Source organism: Niallia sp. Marseille-Q9988 (assembly GCF_976954375.1).
The window spans coordinates 234,651-250,089 of record NZ_CDRJSZ010000008.1; the positions used below are offsets into that span (position 1 = coordinate 234,651).

A 15,439-nucleotide genomic window follows, 5' to 3' on the forward strand; every position below is an offset into this window, starting at 1 on the left:
TACTAATAATTCTCGCATTATTTATCTCTCGTCTGGTAGACAATAGCAAGAATTTCCGCAACTGCTTTATAAAATTCTTCAGGCACTAAATCTCCTATCTCTACTTGATTATACATAGCTCGTGCTAATGGACGATTTTCTACCATCACAACATTATTTTCTTTTGCCACTAGCTTTATTTTTTGTGCAATAAAATCTACTCCCTTGGCAACAACATAGGGTGCATCATACTTTTCCTCATCATATTTTAAACAAATTGCATAATGAGTGGGATTAGTAATGACTACATCTGCAGAAGGCACATCCTGCATCATTCGGTGCATCGCCATTTCTCTTTGCTTTTGTTTTATTTTTGACTTTAATAATGGGTCCCCCTCCATGTTTTTATATTCATCTTTAATGTCTTGCTTTGACATCCGAATATTTTTTTCATAGTCATATCGTTGATACATATAGTCCATTAGCGATATGACTAACAGTGCAACGGACGCATAAAGTCCCATTTGCACGGTCAATTTAGCAATTGTCACTGCAATAGAACCGATTGATTTATGGGAAAGAATAAGGATTTCATCCATTTTTCCCCATAGAACAGAAAAAACAACGATGCCGATTACCGTAATTTTAAGCAAAGACTTTAAGAGCTCAACAATAGAGCGAAGGGAAAACATTCTCTTAAATCCTGACAGAGGATTTATTTTTTCTAATTTCAATTTAATTGCTTCGGGCGAGAACAAAACACCAACTTGCATATAATTAGCTACGATGCCCCCAACAAGGGCTGCAATTAAAATAGGGCTTAATAGAAGTGCAGCTTCCTTCACAATATCTAAAAACAAGGCCTGCATAGAATTTACAGAAGTGTTAATGTTCGTAAAATCACTAAAAGTAAAAGTGAGAATGGACATTAATCCATCTAAAAGATATCCACCTGTGAAGCTTAATACACCAAATACAACTAAAAGAACAAGTGCTGTATTAACGTCCTGACTTTTTGCAACTTGTCCTTTTTTTCTAGTATCTTGTCTTTTCTTAGGAGTAGCTTTTTCTGTTTTTTCTCCTGCAAAGTACTGTAGATTCACTCGTAGGAGTTTCATTTATCCACCACCTCCTAATATGTTCATTATTCCCCTCATTGTTGTTAAAATGGACGAGAATAAATGAGAGACGGAAGACATGAGTACCCCTATAACAATAAAGAGAATGACTAAGCCTGCAATTAGTTTAATGGGAACCCCAACAACAAAGATATTTAATTGTGGAACGGTTCTTGCGACAATTCCTAATCCCACATCAACAAGAAAGATGCTCCCGACAATAGGAATGGACATTTGAAAGGCAATTACAAACATTAAACTGAATGTTTTAAGGAGAAATTCTGCCAAATTCCCATCACCAAAATGAATCCAAGCCTGGTCTAGCGGTATATATTGATAGCTATAAAAAATTCCATCTAATAACAAATGGTGACCATTAGATGCTAACAAAAAGAACATAGCAATAATGGTTAAATATTGACCAGTAAGTGGACTTTGCGTACCTGTTTGGGGATCTATGACATTTGCAATAGCAAATCCCATTTGAAAATCTATAAAACCACCTGCGATTTGAATGGCAGCAAACAACATATAGGCAACAAATCCAATTAGTATCCCTACCATGGCTTCTTTCATAATAAGAAAGTAGTAGGTTGAATCAATTGCTAGTGTTGGCACATCCATTCCCCAAAACATAATTAAAGATAAAAAAAAGCCTAAACCTACTTTAAAAGATGTAGGAATCGTCCGATAAGAAAATATAGGCAACATTAAAAAGAACGAAGTAACCCGAACGACGATAAGTAAAAATGCTGGAAAATTTGATAAAAGTTCATCCATCATCTTTCTAACCAATAAACCTTGTTAGATTCGAAAATATATCTTTCGTATAGGAAAGCATGTGACTTAACATCCATGATCCAAAGAAAACAAGCCCAACAAGAACAGCTACGATTTTTGGTACAAAGGCCAAAGTCTGTTCTTGAATTTGTGTTGTAGCTTGAAAAATACTGATTATTAGTCCAACTGCTAAAGCAATAATTAACAATGGACCACTGACAATTAAAACGGTAAGTATACCTTTCTCAGCAATGGAAATAACCATTTCCTGTGACATTTTTTCACCTTCTTAAAAACTTTCTAACAGTGATTTTACAACTAGATACCAACCATCTACCATAATGAAAAGTAGAATTTTAAACGGCAAGGAAATCATAACAGGTGGTAACATCATCATCCCCATAGACATCAGAATACTTGCAACAACCATATCAATGACTAAAAATGGGATAAAAATCATAAATCCTATTTGAAAGGCTGTTTTTAATTCACTAATTGCAAAAGCAGGAACCATTGTAGTTAAAGGAATATCTTCAATTGATTCAGGAGCTTCTGCATTCGAATAGTTTAAAAACAGCGCTAAGTCTTTCTGACGCGTGTGCTTACTCATAAATTCTTTAAAGGGTAATGCTGCGTTATCATATGCTTCCTCTAATGTAATTTCTTCATTAAATAAAGGGGTCAGTGCTTTATCGTTTACTTCCTGAAAAGTTGGAGCCATAATAAAAAATGTTAAAAACAAAGCTAACCCAACAATTACTTGATTAGGAGGCATTTGCTGTGTTGCAAGCGCCGTTCTGACAAAGGAAAGAACAATCACTATTCTCGTAAAACTAGTTAGTAAAATGATGATACTAGGTGCTAAAGAAAGGACGGTTAATAATAATAACAATTGAACAGAAGTTGAAACATTTCCTGGATCATTGTTACTAAACAACTGCATAAACTCATTCATTTTTTTCAGACGTTCCTTTCTTTTTCTTCTCCAGTACATCCATCTTTTCCTTACGTTCTCTCGATATTCGCTCTAGTTCTTTTGACAAACGCATAGTAAAAGACTCTTTTGGCTTCGATGTAGAATGACCGGAAGCTACTATCTTCTTCACCTTTGTCACAATATCGCTTGGTTGTACTAGCTGATCTAATTTCCGATTATATTCTTCTAAAATTTCTTTATACTCTTGTTCATCATCAATCTCTTTAATTAATTGAATACTATCTCCAACACCTACTATTAGTAATCGATTCCCTACTTTTATTAATTGAATGGATCGATTGGAACCTAAGCCAGTACCACCAATATTTTCAATAATTTGCGCGTTCTTATAACCATGATTTCTTTTATTGATAAATCGCAGAATAAAATACATTAAAAAAATGACAAATATGGTTGCAAAGATCATCTTAATAAAATCCCAAATGGTAACACCAATGGAACCTGATTCCTCTCTATCTGATTCATCTAGCAGTAATTCAGACTGATCCGATGTTTGATCTTCAGCATTCGTACTTTCTTCTGTTGTATCTTTATTTGCATCTTCTTGCTTTTTGTTCTCTTCTGATTTTTCATTATGTAAAATATCATATACACTTTTATCAATTTGTTCTGCATAGGCTTTCGTTCCAAAGCCTAGCAGAACAATGATGAGTAGTGAACAACGAATTAATAAATATACTTTATTCACATTCGGCACCCTCTATTTTCATTTTTAGCCTAATGTTTTACTGATTGCTTCTAATACACGATCTGCTTGAAATGGCTTAACAATAAAATCCTTCGCACCCGCCTGTATTGCATCAATAACCATCGCTTGTTGTCCCATTGCTGAACACATAATAACTTTCGCATTTGGGTTTAGCTTTTTAATTTCTTTTAAAGCTGTAATCCCATCCATTTCTGGCATGGTAATGTCCATTGTTACTAAATCTGGTTGTGTTTCCTTAAATTTTTCAATTGCTTGCATACCATCTGCAGCTTCTCCAACAATTTCATATCCATTCTTTGATAGAATATCCTTGATCATCATTCGCATAAATGCTGCGTCATCAACAATTAGTATTTTTTGTGCCATTTTCCTCAATACCCCCAAAATTATTTTAAATTCTTTAATCGATCCTTTTGACTAACAATATCGGTTACACGAACACCGAAATTCTCATCAATTACCACTACTTCCCCTTGTGCTACCAAACGATTATTTACAAGAATATCCACTGGTTCTCCGGCTAACTTGTCTAACTCAATAATGGAACCTGAGGACAGCTCTAATATTTCTCTAACGGATCTTTTTGTTCTTCCAAGCTCAACCGTTACTTGTAAAGGTATATCTAACAACATATCTAGATTTTTTGTTTCTGTCGTCATTTGTGGTTGCATTTCAAAGCTAGAAAACCCTGCAGGCTGCACATTGGGTGGCGGACCTTGTGTATTAGAACCTGAGCCAAAATATTGTTGCTGATGATTCACGTTGTTCTGATTAGCATTTGTATTGGCATAATTGACCTGATTATTATTATTAGGCATTTCGTTAGATACTTGCTGATTATTACTTTGTACACGTGACTCTTGCATCGGTTCTTTTGGCTCATATACTGAATTATAATCGACTTTGGGAATATTTGAAACGCCTTCTTCTTTAATATCTGGATTTAATAATCCTTCTACTAAATCTTTCGCAAAAGAAAGCTGTAATAATTGCATGATTTTAGAATCTATTAAATTTCCTATCCTGATGCGGAAGGAAATTTTCGCAAAAATATCTTCATCCGGAATCGTATCCGTTCCTTCTCCATGATTTATATCTAAAATATCAATACTAGGAGGCGATATATCGACTTTTTTGCTAAAAATGGTGGACATGGATGTAGCTGCAGAACCCATCATTTGGTTCATTGCTTCTTGAACAGCACTTAACTGGATTTCATCTAACATATCCTTACTAGCATTAAGCCCATCTCCACCAAGCATTAAGTCAGCAATAACAGCAGCATCCGCTTGTTCAATAACAAGTAAATTCATACCAGTAAATCCTTCTGTATAATTGACTCTAATCCCCACATAGGGCTGCGGAAATTCGTCTGATAACATATTTTTTGAGATTACACTAACACTTGGTGTTGTAATATCGACTTTTTGGTTTAATAATGTAGATAAAGCTGTTGCCGAGCTACCGAAGGATATATTTCCAATTTCCCCCAACGTATCTTTTTCTATATCAGATAAGTACTTTTCTACATCCATCTCTGAACTTTCGTTTGTTACAGTATCTCCCCTTAAGAGAGCATCAATTTCATCTTGTGATAGCATATCCTTACTCACCATCTTCCTTCCCCTCCTCTAAAGTTCCTAAAATCTGAACGGCCATTTTTTTATTTACTTTTCCTGGTTGTCCAATAAATTTAGGGATATCTCCAACTTTAATAATTAAGGGTTGTTGTATCGTTTGATTCATTTCAATTACATCACCAATATCCAACATTAAAAAATCTTGGATAGAAATATCAGATGTACCTAATTCAGCTACTAATGGCACAATCGACTGCTGAATATTCTCTTCAAGACGAGATGTAAATTCAGGCAATCTTTCCTTTTTCTCTGCCTGCATCCAATAATGTCCGGATAGCTTTGGCATGATAGGCTCAAGCACCACATGGGGAATACATATATTAATCATTCCACTCGTTTCACCAATCGTAGTACTTAACGAAATAACTACTACTGTTTCATTTGGAGAAACCATTTGTAAAAACTGTGGATTTACTTCAAACTCTGCAAGGCTAGGTTCAATTTCTATAAGATCTTCCATTGCCTCCCTAAAGTGATCAAAGGCACTTTCAAAAGTATTTGACATTATTTTTGTTTCAATTTCTGTCAAATTTTCGACTTTATTGATACTGCTGCCTCTCCCACCCATCATTCGATCCATCATAGCATAGGCTATATTAGGATTCACTTCCATCAGGATTCTTCCCTCTAGTGGTGGAACATCGAACACATTTAAAATGGTCATTTTAGGAATCGAGCGAATGAACTCTTCATATGGAATTTGATCTGCTGATGTAACTGTAATTTGCACATATGTTCTTAATTGTGCAGAGAAAAAGGTAGTTAATAATCTAGCATAATTTTCATGGATCCTTGTTAAACTTCGAATCTGATCCTTCGAGAATCTTAATGCTCTTTTAAAATCATAGACCTTAACCTTTTTTTCCTGCTGCTCTTTCTTCAATTCATCTGCATCCATCTCACCAGAGGATAGTGCAGAAAGAAGGGCATCTATTTCATTTTGGGATAAAATATCAGCTGACAAAATTACTCACCTCCATCTTTTTCTCTTTTATTTTATTGGAGTAGAGAGTTTACAATATAAACTTGGACTACCTTGCCTTCTTGCATCAGTTCGTTAATCTTATCCTTGAGATCGTTCTCTAATTGAATTTGTCCTTTTTTTCCTTTTAAGTCTTCTGTAGTTTTCTCAGATAGCTCTTGAATAATAATATTTTTCACTTGGAAGTCCCGTTTTTCTAGTTCTTCCTTCGCCTTCTTACTATCTGTCTGAATCGTAAAGGATATTCTAATGAAATTATCGGATGCTAAGTTCGTCGTAATTTCTTCCATTTCAACAGAGGATTCCAAGATTTCTTCAATCGAAGGTTCTTTGTCCTTCTCATCGCCAGTGAATTTCCAAATATAAATGAATGCTCCAGCTCCGGCTAGTGTTATGACTAGTAATAAAACAAGCATTGTAATAATAACTTTATTATTCTTCATCGTCCTTCTCTCCCACATGTGGTAATCCGAAGAGGTTCACCTTTTGAAAAAAATGATTCATTTTCTCTAAAACTTCCTCTTCCCTTTCTTTAACAACAAATTTATTTCCATTTGTTAAAGTAATAGTTGTATCAGGAAAGGATTCGACTGTTTCAATAAATAAAGCATTTAATAAAAACTTTTTCCCGTTTAGTCGAGTTAAATGTATCATTTTTTATATGCGAGGCTAACCTAACGGAAAGCCTCTTCCCCTCCAATTAAAATTATCGTTTTAAGTTAACTAGTTCTTGAAGAATTTCATCAGAAGTTGTAATAATTTTAGTGTTTGCTTGAAATCCTCTTTGAGAAACAATCATATCTGTGAATTCTTCTGATAGGTCAACGTTCGACATTTCAAGGAATCCACTGTTAATGGAACCTGTTCCAGCAACACCAGATGTTACAAGTCCACCAGTAGCTAAATCACCTGAGTTATTAGAAGCTTGATATAAATTTGCTCCAGATTTCGTTAAACCTTCTGGGTTTGCTACTTTCGCCATGACAATTTGTCCAGCTTCTTGAGTCTCACCATTTTCATCAACATAACTGATTTTTCCATCTGCAGATATACTATAACTTTGTGCAGTTTCAGGAATTTTTGTTCCCGATGTAGTATTTTCCCCAGCTCTCTCTACTGTTGTATCTGTATTACCATCTTCATCTGTAGTAACTGTAACATCGGTAATTCCATTTTCTACTTGTAACACCATACCATTTGTCGCCACAATATTACGATCTCCATCCAAGTAGAAATTACCAGCTCTTGTATAGTAATCTGTAGTAGAGCCTGGTGATCTTAATACAAAATAACCATCTCCTGAAATAGCTAAGTCTAATATTCTACCCGTTGTCTGCATGCTACCTTGAGTATGCAATGTATCGACAGAAGCAATTTGTGCACCTAGCCCAACCTGTTTTGCATTAATCCCCCCTGTTGTTGCTGACGGTGCAGTTGCAGATGCTGTTGTTTGACTTATTAAATCACTAAACGTCACACGACCTTTTTTAAATCCATACGTATTTACGTTTGCGATATTATTACCAGTAACATCTAATTTTGTTTGAAAGTTTTTCATTCCACTGATTCCTGAATATAATGAACGTAACATGTATAATTATCTCCCTTCGAATGAACTGCCTCTATCACTCAGCAGCTTTTGGCCTCCATTTTTGGTCCAGCCTTTTTTTAATTCATAATGATTGTTCCATTTATATTAGTGAAAATTTGATCTGTCGCTTCGTCACGATCCATTGCTGTAATTACCGTATTGTTTTTTGCGCTTACGATTAATGCGGCATTATTTAAAAGTACGAGTGATTCTTTTATTCCCATTTTCTTTGCTTGGGTAACTTTTTCTTCTATCGCCTTCCATTTGGCATCATCTATTTCAATCCCCCGTTGCTGAAGTCTCTCGTTTGCATGTTTACTAATATTCAGCGTATTTAAGGATGAAATGGACTGATGGAAATGAGTCGAAAACGATGTGAGATTTTGTGCTTTATGCACAGTTGACTTGGATTTAATCGCCTCAATACCATTTTTAATAGCAGCTTGTGATTTTATGGAGGGATAAATAGGCTTATCCATCTAATCACTTCCTATTCAATTTTTGTAATTTGTCCTGAGGTAATTTGGCTCCCCGCCTCATCATCTAATGTTAGTAGTATTTGTCCATTTTTTAAAGATACAGACTGAACTTTGCTACTCACTTCTTCCTTATTTTCATTGGAATAAGAAACCGTTTTTCCAATTAACTGGCTTGCTAGTACTAGATTGTTTTCTGAAGAGCTTGAACTCATGCTCGATATATTTGCTGGAGTAACTTGTGTTCCATCTTCTAGTGTAAATACGACGCTATCTTCTGTATAAGCAATGGAGCTTACTTTTCCTACTCCAGAAGTTGTCGTACTGTTCCCTTCGTCATCGGTTTCTACCTTGCTCCAATTCACATCTTGCCCCATAAATTGTCCATAAGAAATTAAATTGGACTGTGTTTGCAGGGAAATTAAGTTTGTCATAGATGTATTCAAATTTTGCATTTGTTCTAAGCTTGAGAATTGAGCCATCTGTGCGATAAACTCTTTATCATCCATCGGACTAGTTGGGTCTTGGTTTTGCAATTGAGTAATCAAAATTTTCAAGAAATCATCTTTTCCTAAAGACGAACTGCCAGTAGAATTATTTGATTTCTGATAGTCTGATAAATAAAGAGAAGAATCATTAATTGTATTTGCCATCTTTTACTTGCTCCTCTATATTTCCATATTTAATAGTTCATCAAAAAAAGAAGATTTTCGATTTTTCTCCTCTTCATCAGCATCTTTCTTCTCTCTTTGTGATTGAGATTGTTGCTGTTCTTGTTGCTGCTGTTGCTCTTTTTGCAGTTTCTCCTGTGGTGGAGTAGAGACAACGATGTCCAGTTTATCCACTTGCAAATTTTGTGCAGTAAATCCATGCTTTAAGCTAGTAAGCTGTTTATCTAAAGCTTCTTTTGCCTCAGCATTTGTGGTAATAATTCTAGCTATCATATTGCCCTCATTTTGCGTAATTTCGATTCGAATTGATCCTAAATGATCTGGCGCAAGACGAATGGAGAGCTTTTGCATATCGCCGACTTTTGTAAACGTACTATTTGCTAATAGTTTAGTAAACTGTTCCTCGACATCTTTTGGCTGTGCCATTTTCCCTGTGTCTGTTAACAATACAAACGGATGTTGTTTTATATAGGAATTTTGCATAGATGGAAGCACATTCGTGTTTGCATCTTCCTGACTTACTTCAACTGCTTCCTTCATTCCTACATATGGTAAGATTATGTCTCCTGTTTTTCGTAAGGAGCTTACCATTATCGGATTCATGACTTTTTGAACAACTGTTGCACTCTTTCCTTCTGGTTGTTTATCTAGCTTGGATAGAATAGAAGAAATAATCGATTTAAGCTCCGTTGTTGCTTCTGTAAGGCGATTATCTCCTTGAAAAAGATTCGATTGGGTTGATTGCAAAGTATCGATCTTTTGCTTCGTTGTATTTGCTTCTTTTCCAACCGCATTTCTAGTTTCTAACAATACACGATTTTGTATTGCTAACAGCTTTGAATCCATAGTCGAAAATCTTTTTACGTTTTCCCCATTTTCCTTACTAGCCATTAATTCTGCTTCGTTAAAGGATGTTGCTGTTTCTTCTGAATTGGAATCAAGCAAACTATTTTTTATAGATTGGCTGTTTTCTTTTTGATTTTCTAATCCATTATTTGGATTAATTGCGATCCACAAAGGATTATCTTTCGTCCTATCTATCACTGTATTAGGAGTTGGAGCTTTCGAAATCATTTCACCAGTGCTCTCAGCTGCTATCGTTGTTTCCTTAACTAGAGATTCTACTGCATTATTTACTTTGGATACGCTATTTTGATTATTTTGATCAGTTGGTAGGATTAATCCCTCTTGATATCCTTCTGCATAATCTTGTTTTCCATTCATTTGAACTAGATGATTTCCTTCATGCGCATGATTTGTATCTGTATTCTTCACTCGAGGGTTAATATTCGCTTGATCAACCATTTGTTTATTCATACGACCACTTGGCTGTTCAGTAGGGCTAAAATTCCTAATATCTTCATTTTTCCCAATTGAATTCTCAGAAACATTTGTCTCAGACTTATGTTCAAGTTTCTTCACAGATGATTGTAATATTTCTGATGTTGGAGCTTCTATCTCCACTTCAAGCTTCTCAGGATTTGAAAACATAAAACTACTTGGATCAGCTTCACTCAAAATAGCATCCGTATCTTCTTGTTTCACTTCTATTGCTTGCTCTTTATCTGCTTTTTGCACGGTGATTTTTGTGGAAGACAGCTTATTATATCCAACGATAAAATTATTTTCATTGGTAAATGAATATCCTGCTTTAAGATTAGTATCCTTTTCCACATTTTTTTTCGTTGATTCATTTGATTCGATGAATTTGGTTATAGAAACGATTAACCCCTGTAAATCTTGTACCGTTTCCGAAATTTTTTCATTAACCGAAATATCAGGCAGATTATTCGCTGTATGCTCAAGCTGTTTTAAATCCGAAAGTAAAACCGGTAATTCTGTTTGATTAAACATATCTGGGGCAATCTTCGTATTCGTTTCGTTCTTTAAAACCTGAGTGATTTTGCTTTCTAGATTAGCAAATGTATTTGTTAAAATGGAATCCAGATTCGATACATCTAAATCAAGCGTTTCTTCCCTATCCGAAAAAGAATGATAAGTGGTAACTAAATGTTTCAGATTTAATGAAAGCTGATCATCTTCTGTCGAAAAGCTTACTGCTTCTGCCTCCAATTTATCTTCCCTATTTGACATAAGGCTTACATCCGCTGAACTAGATAGTATGTCTAATAGCTGATTTATGCCCTCTTTTGCTTGTCCGTCCTTTTGACTGGACTCATTTTGTGGAGGTCTTGTTTTTAGGGCATTTAACATTAACATAAACTGTCCATCTATTTTTTCGCTTGGTATTCCTTGACTACCACTTGCTAATTCCATTTTTCTCAATGAATTAATCATTCCTAGCTGCAATTTTTCACCCCCTTTCAAGTCGAAAACCTTTTACTTAAGGATTTACCGTTGTATTAGCGGCTAAAAGCTCCGTATATTTTGAAGCAATGGATGGTTCCATTTTCTCTAATATCGACGCAAGTTTTGCTGGTTTAAGCTCTGCCAAAATTTTCAATGCTTCGCTTTCACTCATTTCTGACAAGATGGCCGCAGCATTTTTAGGCGACATTGTATCATATGTCTTCACAATTTCAGCAACTGCCTTTTTTGTTTCTTCTTGAGCAGACTGAAGAGAAGTTAGCTCACTCTGTAATTTTTCTTTTTCCGAATTGACAGATTGAATTCTATTTTCACTGTTTTCTAACTGGGACTCTAACGATTTTATTTGCTCTTCCCGTTCTTCCAGCTTTGTTTGTAAGGAGACAATCGTATTTTTATTATTTTCTAGCAATTTATCCGTCGACTTTTTTTCTTCATTTAGAAAAGGAATCGTATTTAGTAACTCTTTTCCCTTTTCTGCAATATCTGCTCCCGAATACATGAGCAATAACACAAGGACAATGACTGCAAACAGGCTTGGAATGATAGCAACCATAAGAAAACGCTGGAAAAAATTAAATGGCTTCTTTTTTTCTTCCCATGAGTTTTCCATTTAACCACCCACCTTTTCATGTTGCATATATTGTTGAAGCGAAATATCGTCCATTTGTTTTGCCTCTTCTGCTTTTTCTAACGCTAAATAATTGGAATGATCTTTTTCTTTTATCTTCACAAATTTTTTGACTTCGATATTTTTTTCTAGCATTTTTTCTTGAAAATAAACCATCGAATTTCGTGCATTTTGCACCATTTTTTGTGCATGTTCGATAGTTTTTGTTAAATTGCCCACAAATTGCTGGTGATGTCTAATTTCTTGAACAGATAAACCTGTCGCCATTTTGTCAGCTTGATATGCTTCTAGCTCTTCTTTTCTTTTTAATAGCTCATACAGTTTTTCAGCAGCCTCTTCAAATCTAGTTACTGATTGATTATAAGCCGAGCTAGCTTCTTCTTTTTCTCTTTCTCGAATAGTTAAGATTTTTTCAAATTTAAATTGATAACTCATCTTTTATCCCTCAGTTCCAATTAAAGTTAATAAGGAATGGAGGCTTTCCTCAATTGAAACCTTCTCATCTGTAGCCTGCTTTATATAAGATAGAATACTTGGATACAATCGAATTGCCGTATCGATTTCTTTAGAAGAACCTTTCTTATAAGCACCTATATTGATTAAATCTTCGGAATTCATATAGGTACTAAGAAGCTCCCGCAATCGCTCTGCAGCTTTCACATGTTCTTTGGGCACTATATGATTCATTACCCGACTAACACTCTTCAGGACATTGACGGCTGGATATTGTCCTTTATTCGCAAGCGCCCGATCTAAGACATAATGCCCATCCAAGATTCCACGCACCGTATCTGCGATTGGTTCATTCATATCATCCCCATCAACTAATACGGTATAAAAGGCTGTTATACTACCATATTCATTTGTCCCTGTTCGTTCTAAAAGCTTAGGCAGTATCGCAAATACAGAAGGGGTATACCCTTTCGTAGTTGGTGGTTCTCCAATAGCTAGACCGACTTCCCGTTGTGCCATTGCTACCCGTGTAACAGAATCCATCATCAGCATGACGTTTAACCCCTTATCTCGAAAATACTCTGCAATGGCTGTAGCTGTATAAGCACCCTTTATTCTCATTAGTGCTGGCTGATCAGATGTCGCAACGACAACAATCGACCTTTTTAAACCTTCTGGTCCTAAATCACGTTCAATAAATTCACGTACTTCTCTTCCACGTTCTCCAATTAAAGCAATAACATTCAAATCTGCTTTTGTATTTCGTGCAATCATTCCCAATAACGTACTTTTTCCGACACCACTACCTGCAAAAATCCCAAGTCTTTGGCCAGTTCCGACCGTTAGTAGCCCATCAATTAATCGAACACCCACTTCCATCGATTGAGATATAGGTGGTCTTGTCATTGGGTTAGGGGGCTCCTGATCAATTGGAACAGACTTTAACCCTTTTGGCAGCAACGAACCATCTAAAGGCACTCCTAATGCATCAACAGCCATTCCGATTAATCCTGGTCCAACCTTTATTTCTAATGGCTCAGAAGAAGCTTCAACTAGGCACCCTGGTGAAATATCATTAACTGTTGTGTATGGCATCAAAATAATATTTTCATCATTAAATCCGACCACTTCTGCTTTAATGATCCGTTTATGCTTTGTGCCAATATGAATATTGCAAACATCCCCAATCGAGCTTTCTGGACCTTGTGACTCTATCATTAATCCGACTACTTTTTTCACACGACCATATTGCTTATAAGAGTCAATGGACGAAATGGTGCTTAATAAAGCCTGTGCTTTCATCCTTCCTCACTCTCCAATATTTCAAGTAGTGTTTCTTTAATCATGAGTAATTGTGTATCTACACTAGCATCCAAACGACCAGTTGCTGTTTCAATGATACAGCCATTTTCCTCCATTGATTCATCCGGAAAAATAAATAGACTAGGCTTTATCGGAAATAATTGGAGCAGCTCCTCTTTTTCTGCTACTACCATTTCGTAATGGATAGGGTTAACATGTAATTGTATTTCTCTTTGTTTTCTTACTTCTTTTAAGGCATGCTGGACAAGAGGAATGAAATGTTGCTCGTCTTCCTTTATCTTGTTGTTCATTATTTTCCCTGCCACTTCAATAGCTAGCTCTAAAATAGTGCTTTCAGCAGATTGTAGATACTTTTCATAATCTGTCTTGGATGCTATTACAGTATCCTTCGCTTGTTGGATATAACTATATGCTTCCTTGTATCCAGCGTTTTTACCTGTCTCAAATCCTGCCTGATAGCCGTCTTGCTTCGCGTTTTCTATTAATTGTGCTTTTTCTAATTCCCAATTTTGCCTTTCTTCTGAAAGCTGAAGACTTATTTGTTCAGCTTCAGCTAAGGCGAGTCTCTTTATTTCTTCTGCTTCTTTCTGTGCAGTAGCTATTATGTTGTTATATTCCGTTTGTGTTACTTCCCTTGATTGTTCAAAGTCAGAATCGAAGGTATCTATATACTTAATTGAAATTAGTTTCTCTTTCTTAGCATCAGGATTGGAATATCTTGACTTAATTAACCTAGACAATGATATCATCTCCTCCGCCGCGGGCAACTACAATTTCTCCAGCATCCTCAAGTCGTCTAATAACTGCAACAATTCTTGATTGTGCTTCTTCTACATCCTTTAAGCGAACTGGCCCCATAAATTCCATTTCTTCTTTAAAGGATTCAGCCATTCTTGTCGACATATTGCTATAGACAATCTCTTTCACTTCATCTCCAGAAACTTTAAGAGCAAGCATAAGATCTTCATTTTCACAATCACGAATAATTCTTTGGATTGCTCTGTTATCCAATGTAACAATATCCTCAAAGACAAACATTCTCTTCTTAATTTCTTCTGCTAATTCTGGATCTTGAATTTCAAGCGCGTCTAAAATCGTCCGTTCTGTTGCTCTGTCTACTCCATTTAGCACTTCAACGACAGCTTCAATGCCACCCGTTTGTGTATAGTCTTGTGTAACAGTGCTAGATAGCTTTCTTTCTAAAACTTGTTCCACTTCATTAATTATTTCTGGTGAAGTACTATCCATTACCGCAATTCTTCTGGCAATATCTGCTTGTACTTCCTGTGGCAGTTCAGATAGAATTTGCCCTGCTTGCGTTGGATCCAAATACGATAAGATAAGAGCAATTGTCTGTGGATGTTCATTTTGAATAAAATTTAATATTTGGCTCGGATCGGCTTTTCTCGCAAAATCAAAAGGTCTTACTTGGAGAGAAGAAGTTAATCTGTTTAAGATGATAGACGCTTGTTCTTCTCCAAGAGCCTTCTCCAACACCGTTTTTGCATATCCAATACCGCCTTGAGAAATATAATCTTGAGCAAGTGCAATATTATGAAATTCTTCTAACACCGTTTCTTTAGAAGTATTCTCCACTTTTCTAACTCCTGATATCTCAAGTGATAATCGTTCAATTTCATCCTCACTTAAATGTTTATAAACCGAAGCTGCAACATCAGGACCTAATGATATAAGGAGAATGGCTGCCTTTTGCTTGCCGGATAATTCATTTGATTCTTTTCTTGCCATTTAACAACACTC

The 15,439-nt window shown here is 35.7% G+C and carries 19 protein-coding genes; all 19 read right to left on the minus strand.

What is annotated here, in order from left to right; genetic code table 11:
* Positions 1-17 precede the first annotated feature (17 nt).
* Positions 18-1,097, minus strand: a complete 1,080-nt coding sequence (gene flhB / locus ACWNMZ_RS16485) for a flagellar biosynthesis protein FlhB (protein ID WP_031534514.1) — start codon at positions 1,095-1,097, stop codon at positions 18-20.
* Positions 1,098-1,877 (minus strand): flagellar biosynthetic protein FliR, encoded by a 780-nt coding sequence (gene fliR, locus ACWNMZ_RS16490; RefSeq protein ID WP_031534512.1) that lies wholly within the window; start codon positions 1,875-1,877, stop codon positions 1,098-1,100.
* 7 nt (positions 1,878-1,884) lie between these two features.
* A complete protein-coding gene (gene fliQ / locus ACWNMZ_RS16495) occupies positions 1,885-2,154 on the minus strand; it encodes a flagellar biosynthesis protein FliQ (RefSeq protein WP_031534510.1) in 270 nt (89 codons plus the stop codon).
* 12 nt (positions 2,155-2,166) lie between these two features.
* Positions 2,167-2,832, minus strand: a complete 666-nt coding sequence (fliP, locus tag ACWNMZ_RS16500; protein WP_031534508.1) for a flagellar type III secretion system pore protein FliP — start codon at positions 2,830-2,832, stop codon at positions 2,167-2,169.
* Positions 2,825-3,562, minus strand: a complete 738-nt coding sequence (locus ACWNMZ_RS16505; RefSeq protein WP_031534506.1) for a flagellar biosynthetic protein FliO — start codon at positions 3,560-3,562, stop codon at positions 2,825-2,827. Before ACWNMZ_RS16505 ends, fliP begins: the two co-directional genes overlap by 8 nt.
* Before the next feature lie 24 nt (positions 3,563-3,586).
* Positions 3,587-3,949: a response regulator gene (locus ACWNMZ_RS16510; RefSeq protein ID WP_031534505.1), complete on the minus strand. Its 363-nt coding sequence runs from the start codon at positions 3,947-3,949 to the stop codon at positions 3,587-3,589.
* Between the two features lie 20 nt (positions 3,950-3,969).
* Positions 3,970-5,199 carry a flagellar motor switch phosphatase FliY gene (fliY, locus tag ACWNMZ_RS16515; RefSeq protein WP_031534503.1) on the minus strand — a complete coding sequence of 410 codons (1,230 nt, stop codon included), beginning with the start codon at positions 5,197-5,199 and terminating at the stop codon, positions 3,970-3,972.
* On the minus strand, positions 5,189-6,187 hold the full coding sequence (gene fliM, locus ACWNMZ_RS16520) for a flagellar motor switch protein FliM (RefSeq protein WP_031534501.1): 999 nt from the start codon (positions 6,185-6,187) through the stop codon (positions 5,189-5,191). Before fliM ends, fliY begins: the two co-directional genes overlap by 11 nt.
* A 32-nt stretch (positions 6,188-6,219) precedes the next feature.
* Entirely contained in the window at positions 6,220-6,648 is a 429-nt protein-coding gene (fliL, locus tag ACWNMZ_RS16525; RefSeq protein ID WP_031534500.1) for a flagellar basal body-associated protein FliL, read from the minus strand.
* Positions 6,638-6,859 carry a flagellar FlbD family protein gene (locus ACWNMZ_RS16530; RefSeq protein WP_031534498.1) on the minus strand — a complete coding sequence of 74 codons (222 nt, stop codon included), beginning with the start codon at positions 6,857-6,859 and terminating at the stop codon, positions 6,638-6,640. The genes fliL and ACWNMZ_RS16530 overlap by 11 nt, the downstream gene beginning before the upstream one ends.
* A gap of 52 nt (positions 6,860-6,911) precedes the next feature.
* Positions 6,912-7,796, minus strand: a complete 885-nt coding sequence (gene flgG / locus ACWNMZ_RS16535) for a flagellar basal body rod protein FlgG (RefSeq protein ID WP_031534496.1) — start codon at positions 7,794-7,796, stop codon at positions 6,912-6,914.
* 77 nt (positions 7,797-7,873) lie between these two features.
* Positions 7,874-8,275, minus strand: a complete 402-nt coding sequence (locus ACWNMZ_RS16540) for a TIGR02530 family flagellar biosynthesis protein (protein WP_031534494.1) — start codon at positions 8,273-8,275, stop codon at positions 7,874-7,876.
* 11 nt (positions 8,276-8,286) lie between these two features.
* Entirely contained in the window at positions 8,287-8,925 is a 639-nt protein-coding gene (gene flgD / locus ACWNMZ_RS16545; protein ID WP_031534492.1) for a flagellar hook assembly protein FlgD, read from the minus strand.
* A 15-nt stretch (positions 8,926-8,940) separates the two neighbouring features.
* Positions 8,941-11,253 (minus strand): flagellar hook-length control protein FliK, encoded by a 2,313-nt coding sequence (locus ACWNMZ_RS16550; RefSeq protein ID WP_031534490.1) that lies wholly within the window; start codon positions 11,251-11,253, stop codon positions 8,941-8,943.
* A 34-nt stretch (positions 11,254-11,287) separates the two neighbouring features.
* Positions 11,288-11,884 carry a MotE family protein gene (locus ACWNMZ_RS16555; RefSeq protein ID WP_031534488.1) on the minus strand — a complete coding sequence of 199 codons (597 nt, stop codon included), beginning with the start codon at positions 11,882-11,884 and terminating at the stop codon, positions 11,288-11,290.
* Positions 11,885-12,337, minus strand: a complete 453-nt coding sequence (gene fliJ, locus ACWNMZ_RS16560) for a flagellar export protein FliJ (RefSeq protein ID WP_031534486.1) — start codon at positions 12,335-12,337, stop codon at positions 11,885-11,887. It lies immediately after the preceding gene.
* Between the two features lie 3 nt (positions 12,338-12,340).
* Complete coding sequence (fliI, locus tag ACWNMZ_RS16565; RefSeq protein WP_031534485.1) at positions 12,341-13,657, minus strand: flagellar protein export ATPase FliI; 1,317 nt, start codon at positions 13,655-13,657, stop codon at positions 12,341-12,343.
* Positions 13,654-14,418 (minus strand): flagellar assembly protein FliH, encoded by a 765-nt coding sequence (gene fliH / locus ACWNMZ_RS16570; RefSeq protein ID WP_031534484.1) that lies wholly within the window; start codon positions 14,416-14,418, stop codon positions 13,654-13,656. The genes fliI and fliH overlap by 4 nt, the downstream gene beginning before the upstream one ends.
* Positions 14,411-15,427, minus strand: coding sequence for a flagellar motor switch protein FliG (fliG, locus tag ACWNMZ_RS16575; protein ID WP_031534483.1), 1,017 nt, complete (start codon positions 15,425-15,427; stop codon positions 14,411-14,413). Before fliG ends, fliH begins: the two co-directional genes overlap by 8 nt.
* Positions 15,428-15,439: the final 12 nt, after the last annotated feature.

Bases quoted from the DNA above. Each gene is read 5' to 3' on its own strand.
- flhB (WP_031534514.1), bottom strand. From the start codon at position 1,097: ATGAAACTCCTACGAGTGAATCTACAGTACTTTGCAGGAGAAAAAACA.
- fliR (WP_031534512.1), bottom strand. From the start codon at position 1,877: ATGGATGAACTTTTATCAAATTTTCCAGCATTTTTACTTATCGTCGTT.
- fliQ (WP_031534510.1), bottom strand. From the start codon at position 2,154: ATGTCACAGGAAATGGTTATTTCCATTGCTGAGAAAGGTATACTTACC.
- fliP (WP_031534508.1), bottom strand. From the start codon at position 2,832: ATGAATGAGTTTATGCAGTTGTTTAGTAACAATGATCCAGGAAATGTT.
- ACWNMZ_RS16510 (WP_031534505.1), bottom strand. From the start codon at position 3,949: ATGGCACAAAAAATACTAATTGTTGATGACGCAGCATTTATGCGAATG.
- fliY (WP_031534503.1), bottom strand. From the start codon at position 5,199: ATGGTGAGTAAGGATATGCTATCACAAGATGAAATTGATGCTCTCTTA.
- fliL (WP_031534500.1), bottom strand. From the start codon at position 6,648: ATGAAGAATAATAAAGTTATTATTACAATGCTTGTTTTATTACTAGTC.
- ACWNMZ_RS16530 (WP_031534498.1), bottom strand. From the start codon at position 6,859: ATGATACATTTAACTCGACTAAACGGGAAAAAGTTTTTATTAAATGCT.
- flgG (WP_031534496.1), bottom strand. From the start codon at position 7,796: ATGTTACGTTCATTATATTCAGGAATCAGTGGAATGAAAAACTTTCAA.
- ACWNMZ_RS16540 (WP_031534494.1), bottom strand. From the start codon at position 8,275: ATGGATAAGCCTATTTATCCCTCCATAAAATCACAAGCTGCTATTAAA.
- flgD (WP_031534492.1), bottom strand. From the start codon at position 8,925: ATGGCAAATACAATTAATGATTCTTCTCTTTATTTATCAGACTATCAG.
- ACWNMZ_RS16555 (WP_031534488.1), bottom strand. From the start codon at position 11,884: ATGGAAAACTCATGGGAAGAAAAAAAGAAGCCATTTAATTTTTTCCAG.
- fliJ (WP_031534486.1), bottom strand. From the start codon at position 12,337: ATGAGTTATCAATTTAAATTTGAAAAAATCTTAACTATTCGAGAAAGA.
- fliI (WP_031534485.1), bottom strand. From the start codon at position 13,657: ATGAAAGCACAGGCTTTATTAAGCACCATTTCGTCCATTGACTCTTAT.
- fliG (WP_031534483.1), bottom strand. From the start codon at position 15,427: ATGGCAAGAAAAGAATCAAATGAATTATCCGGCAAGCAAAAGGCAGCC.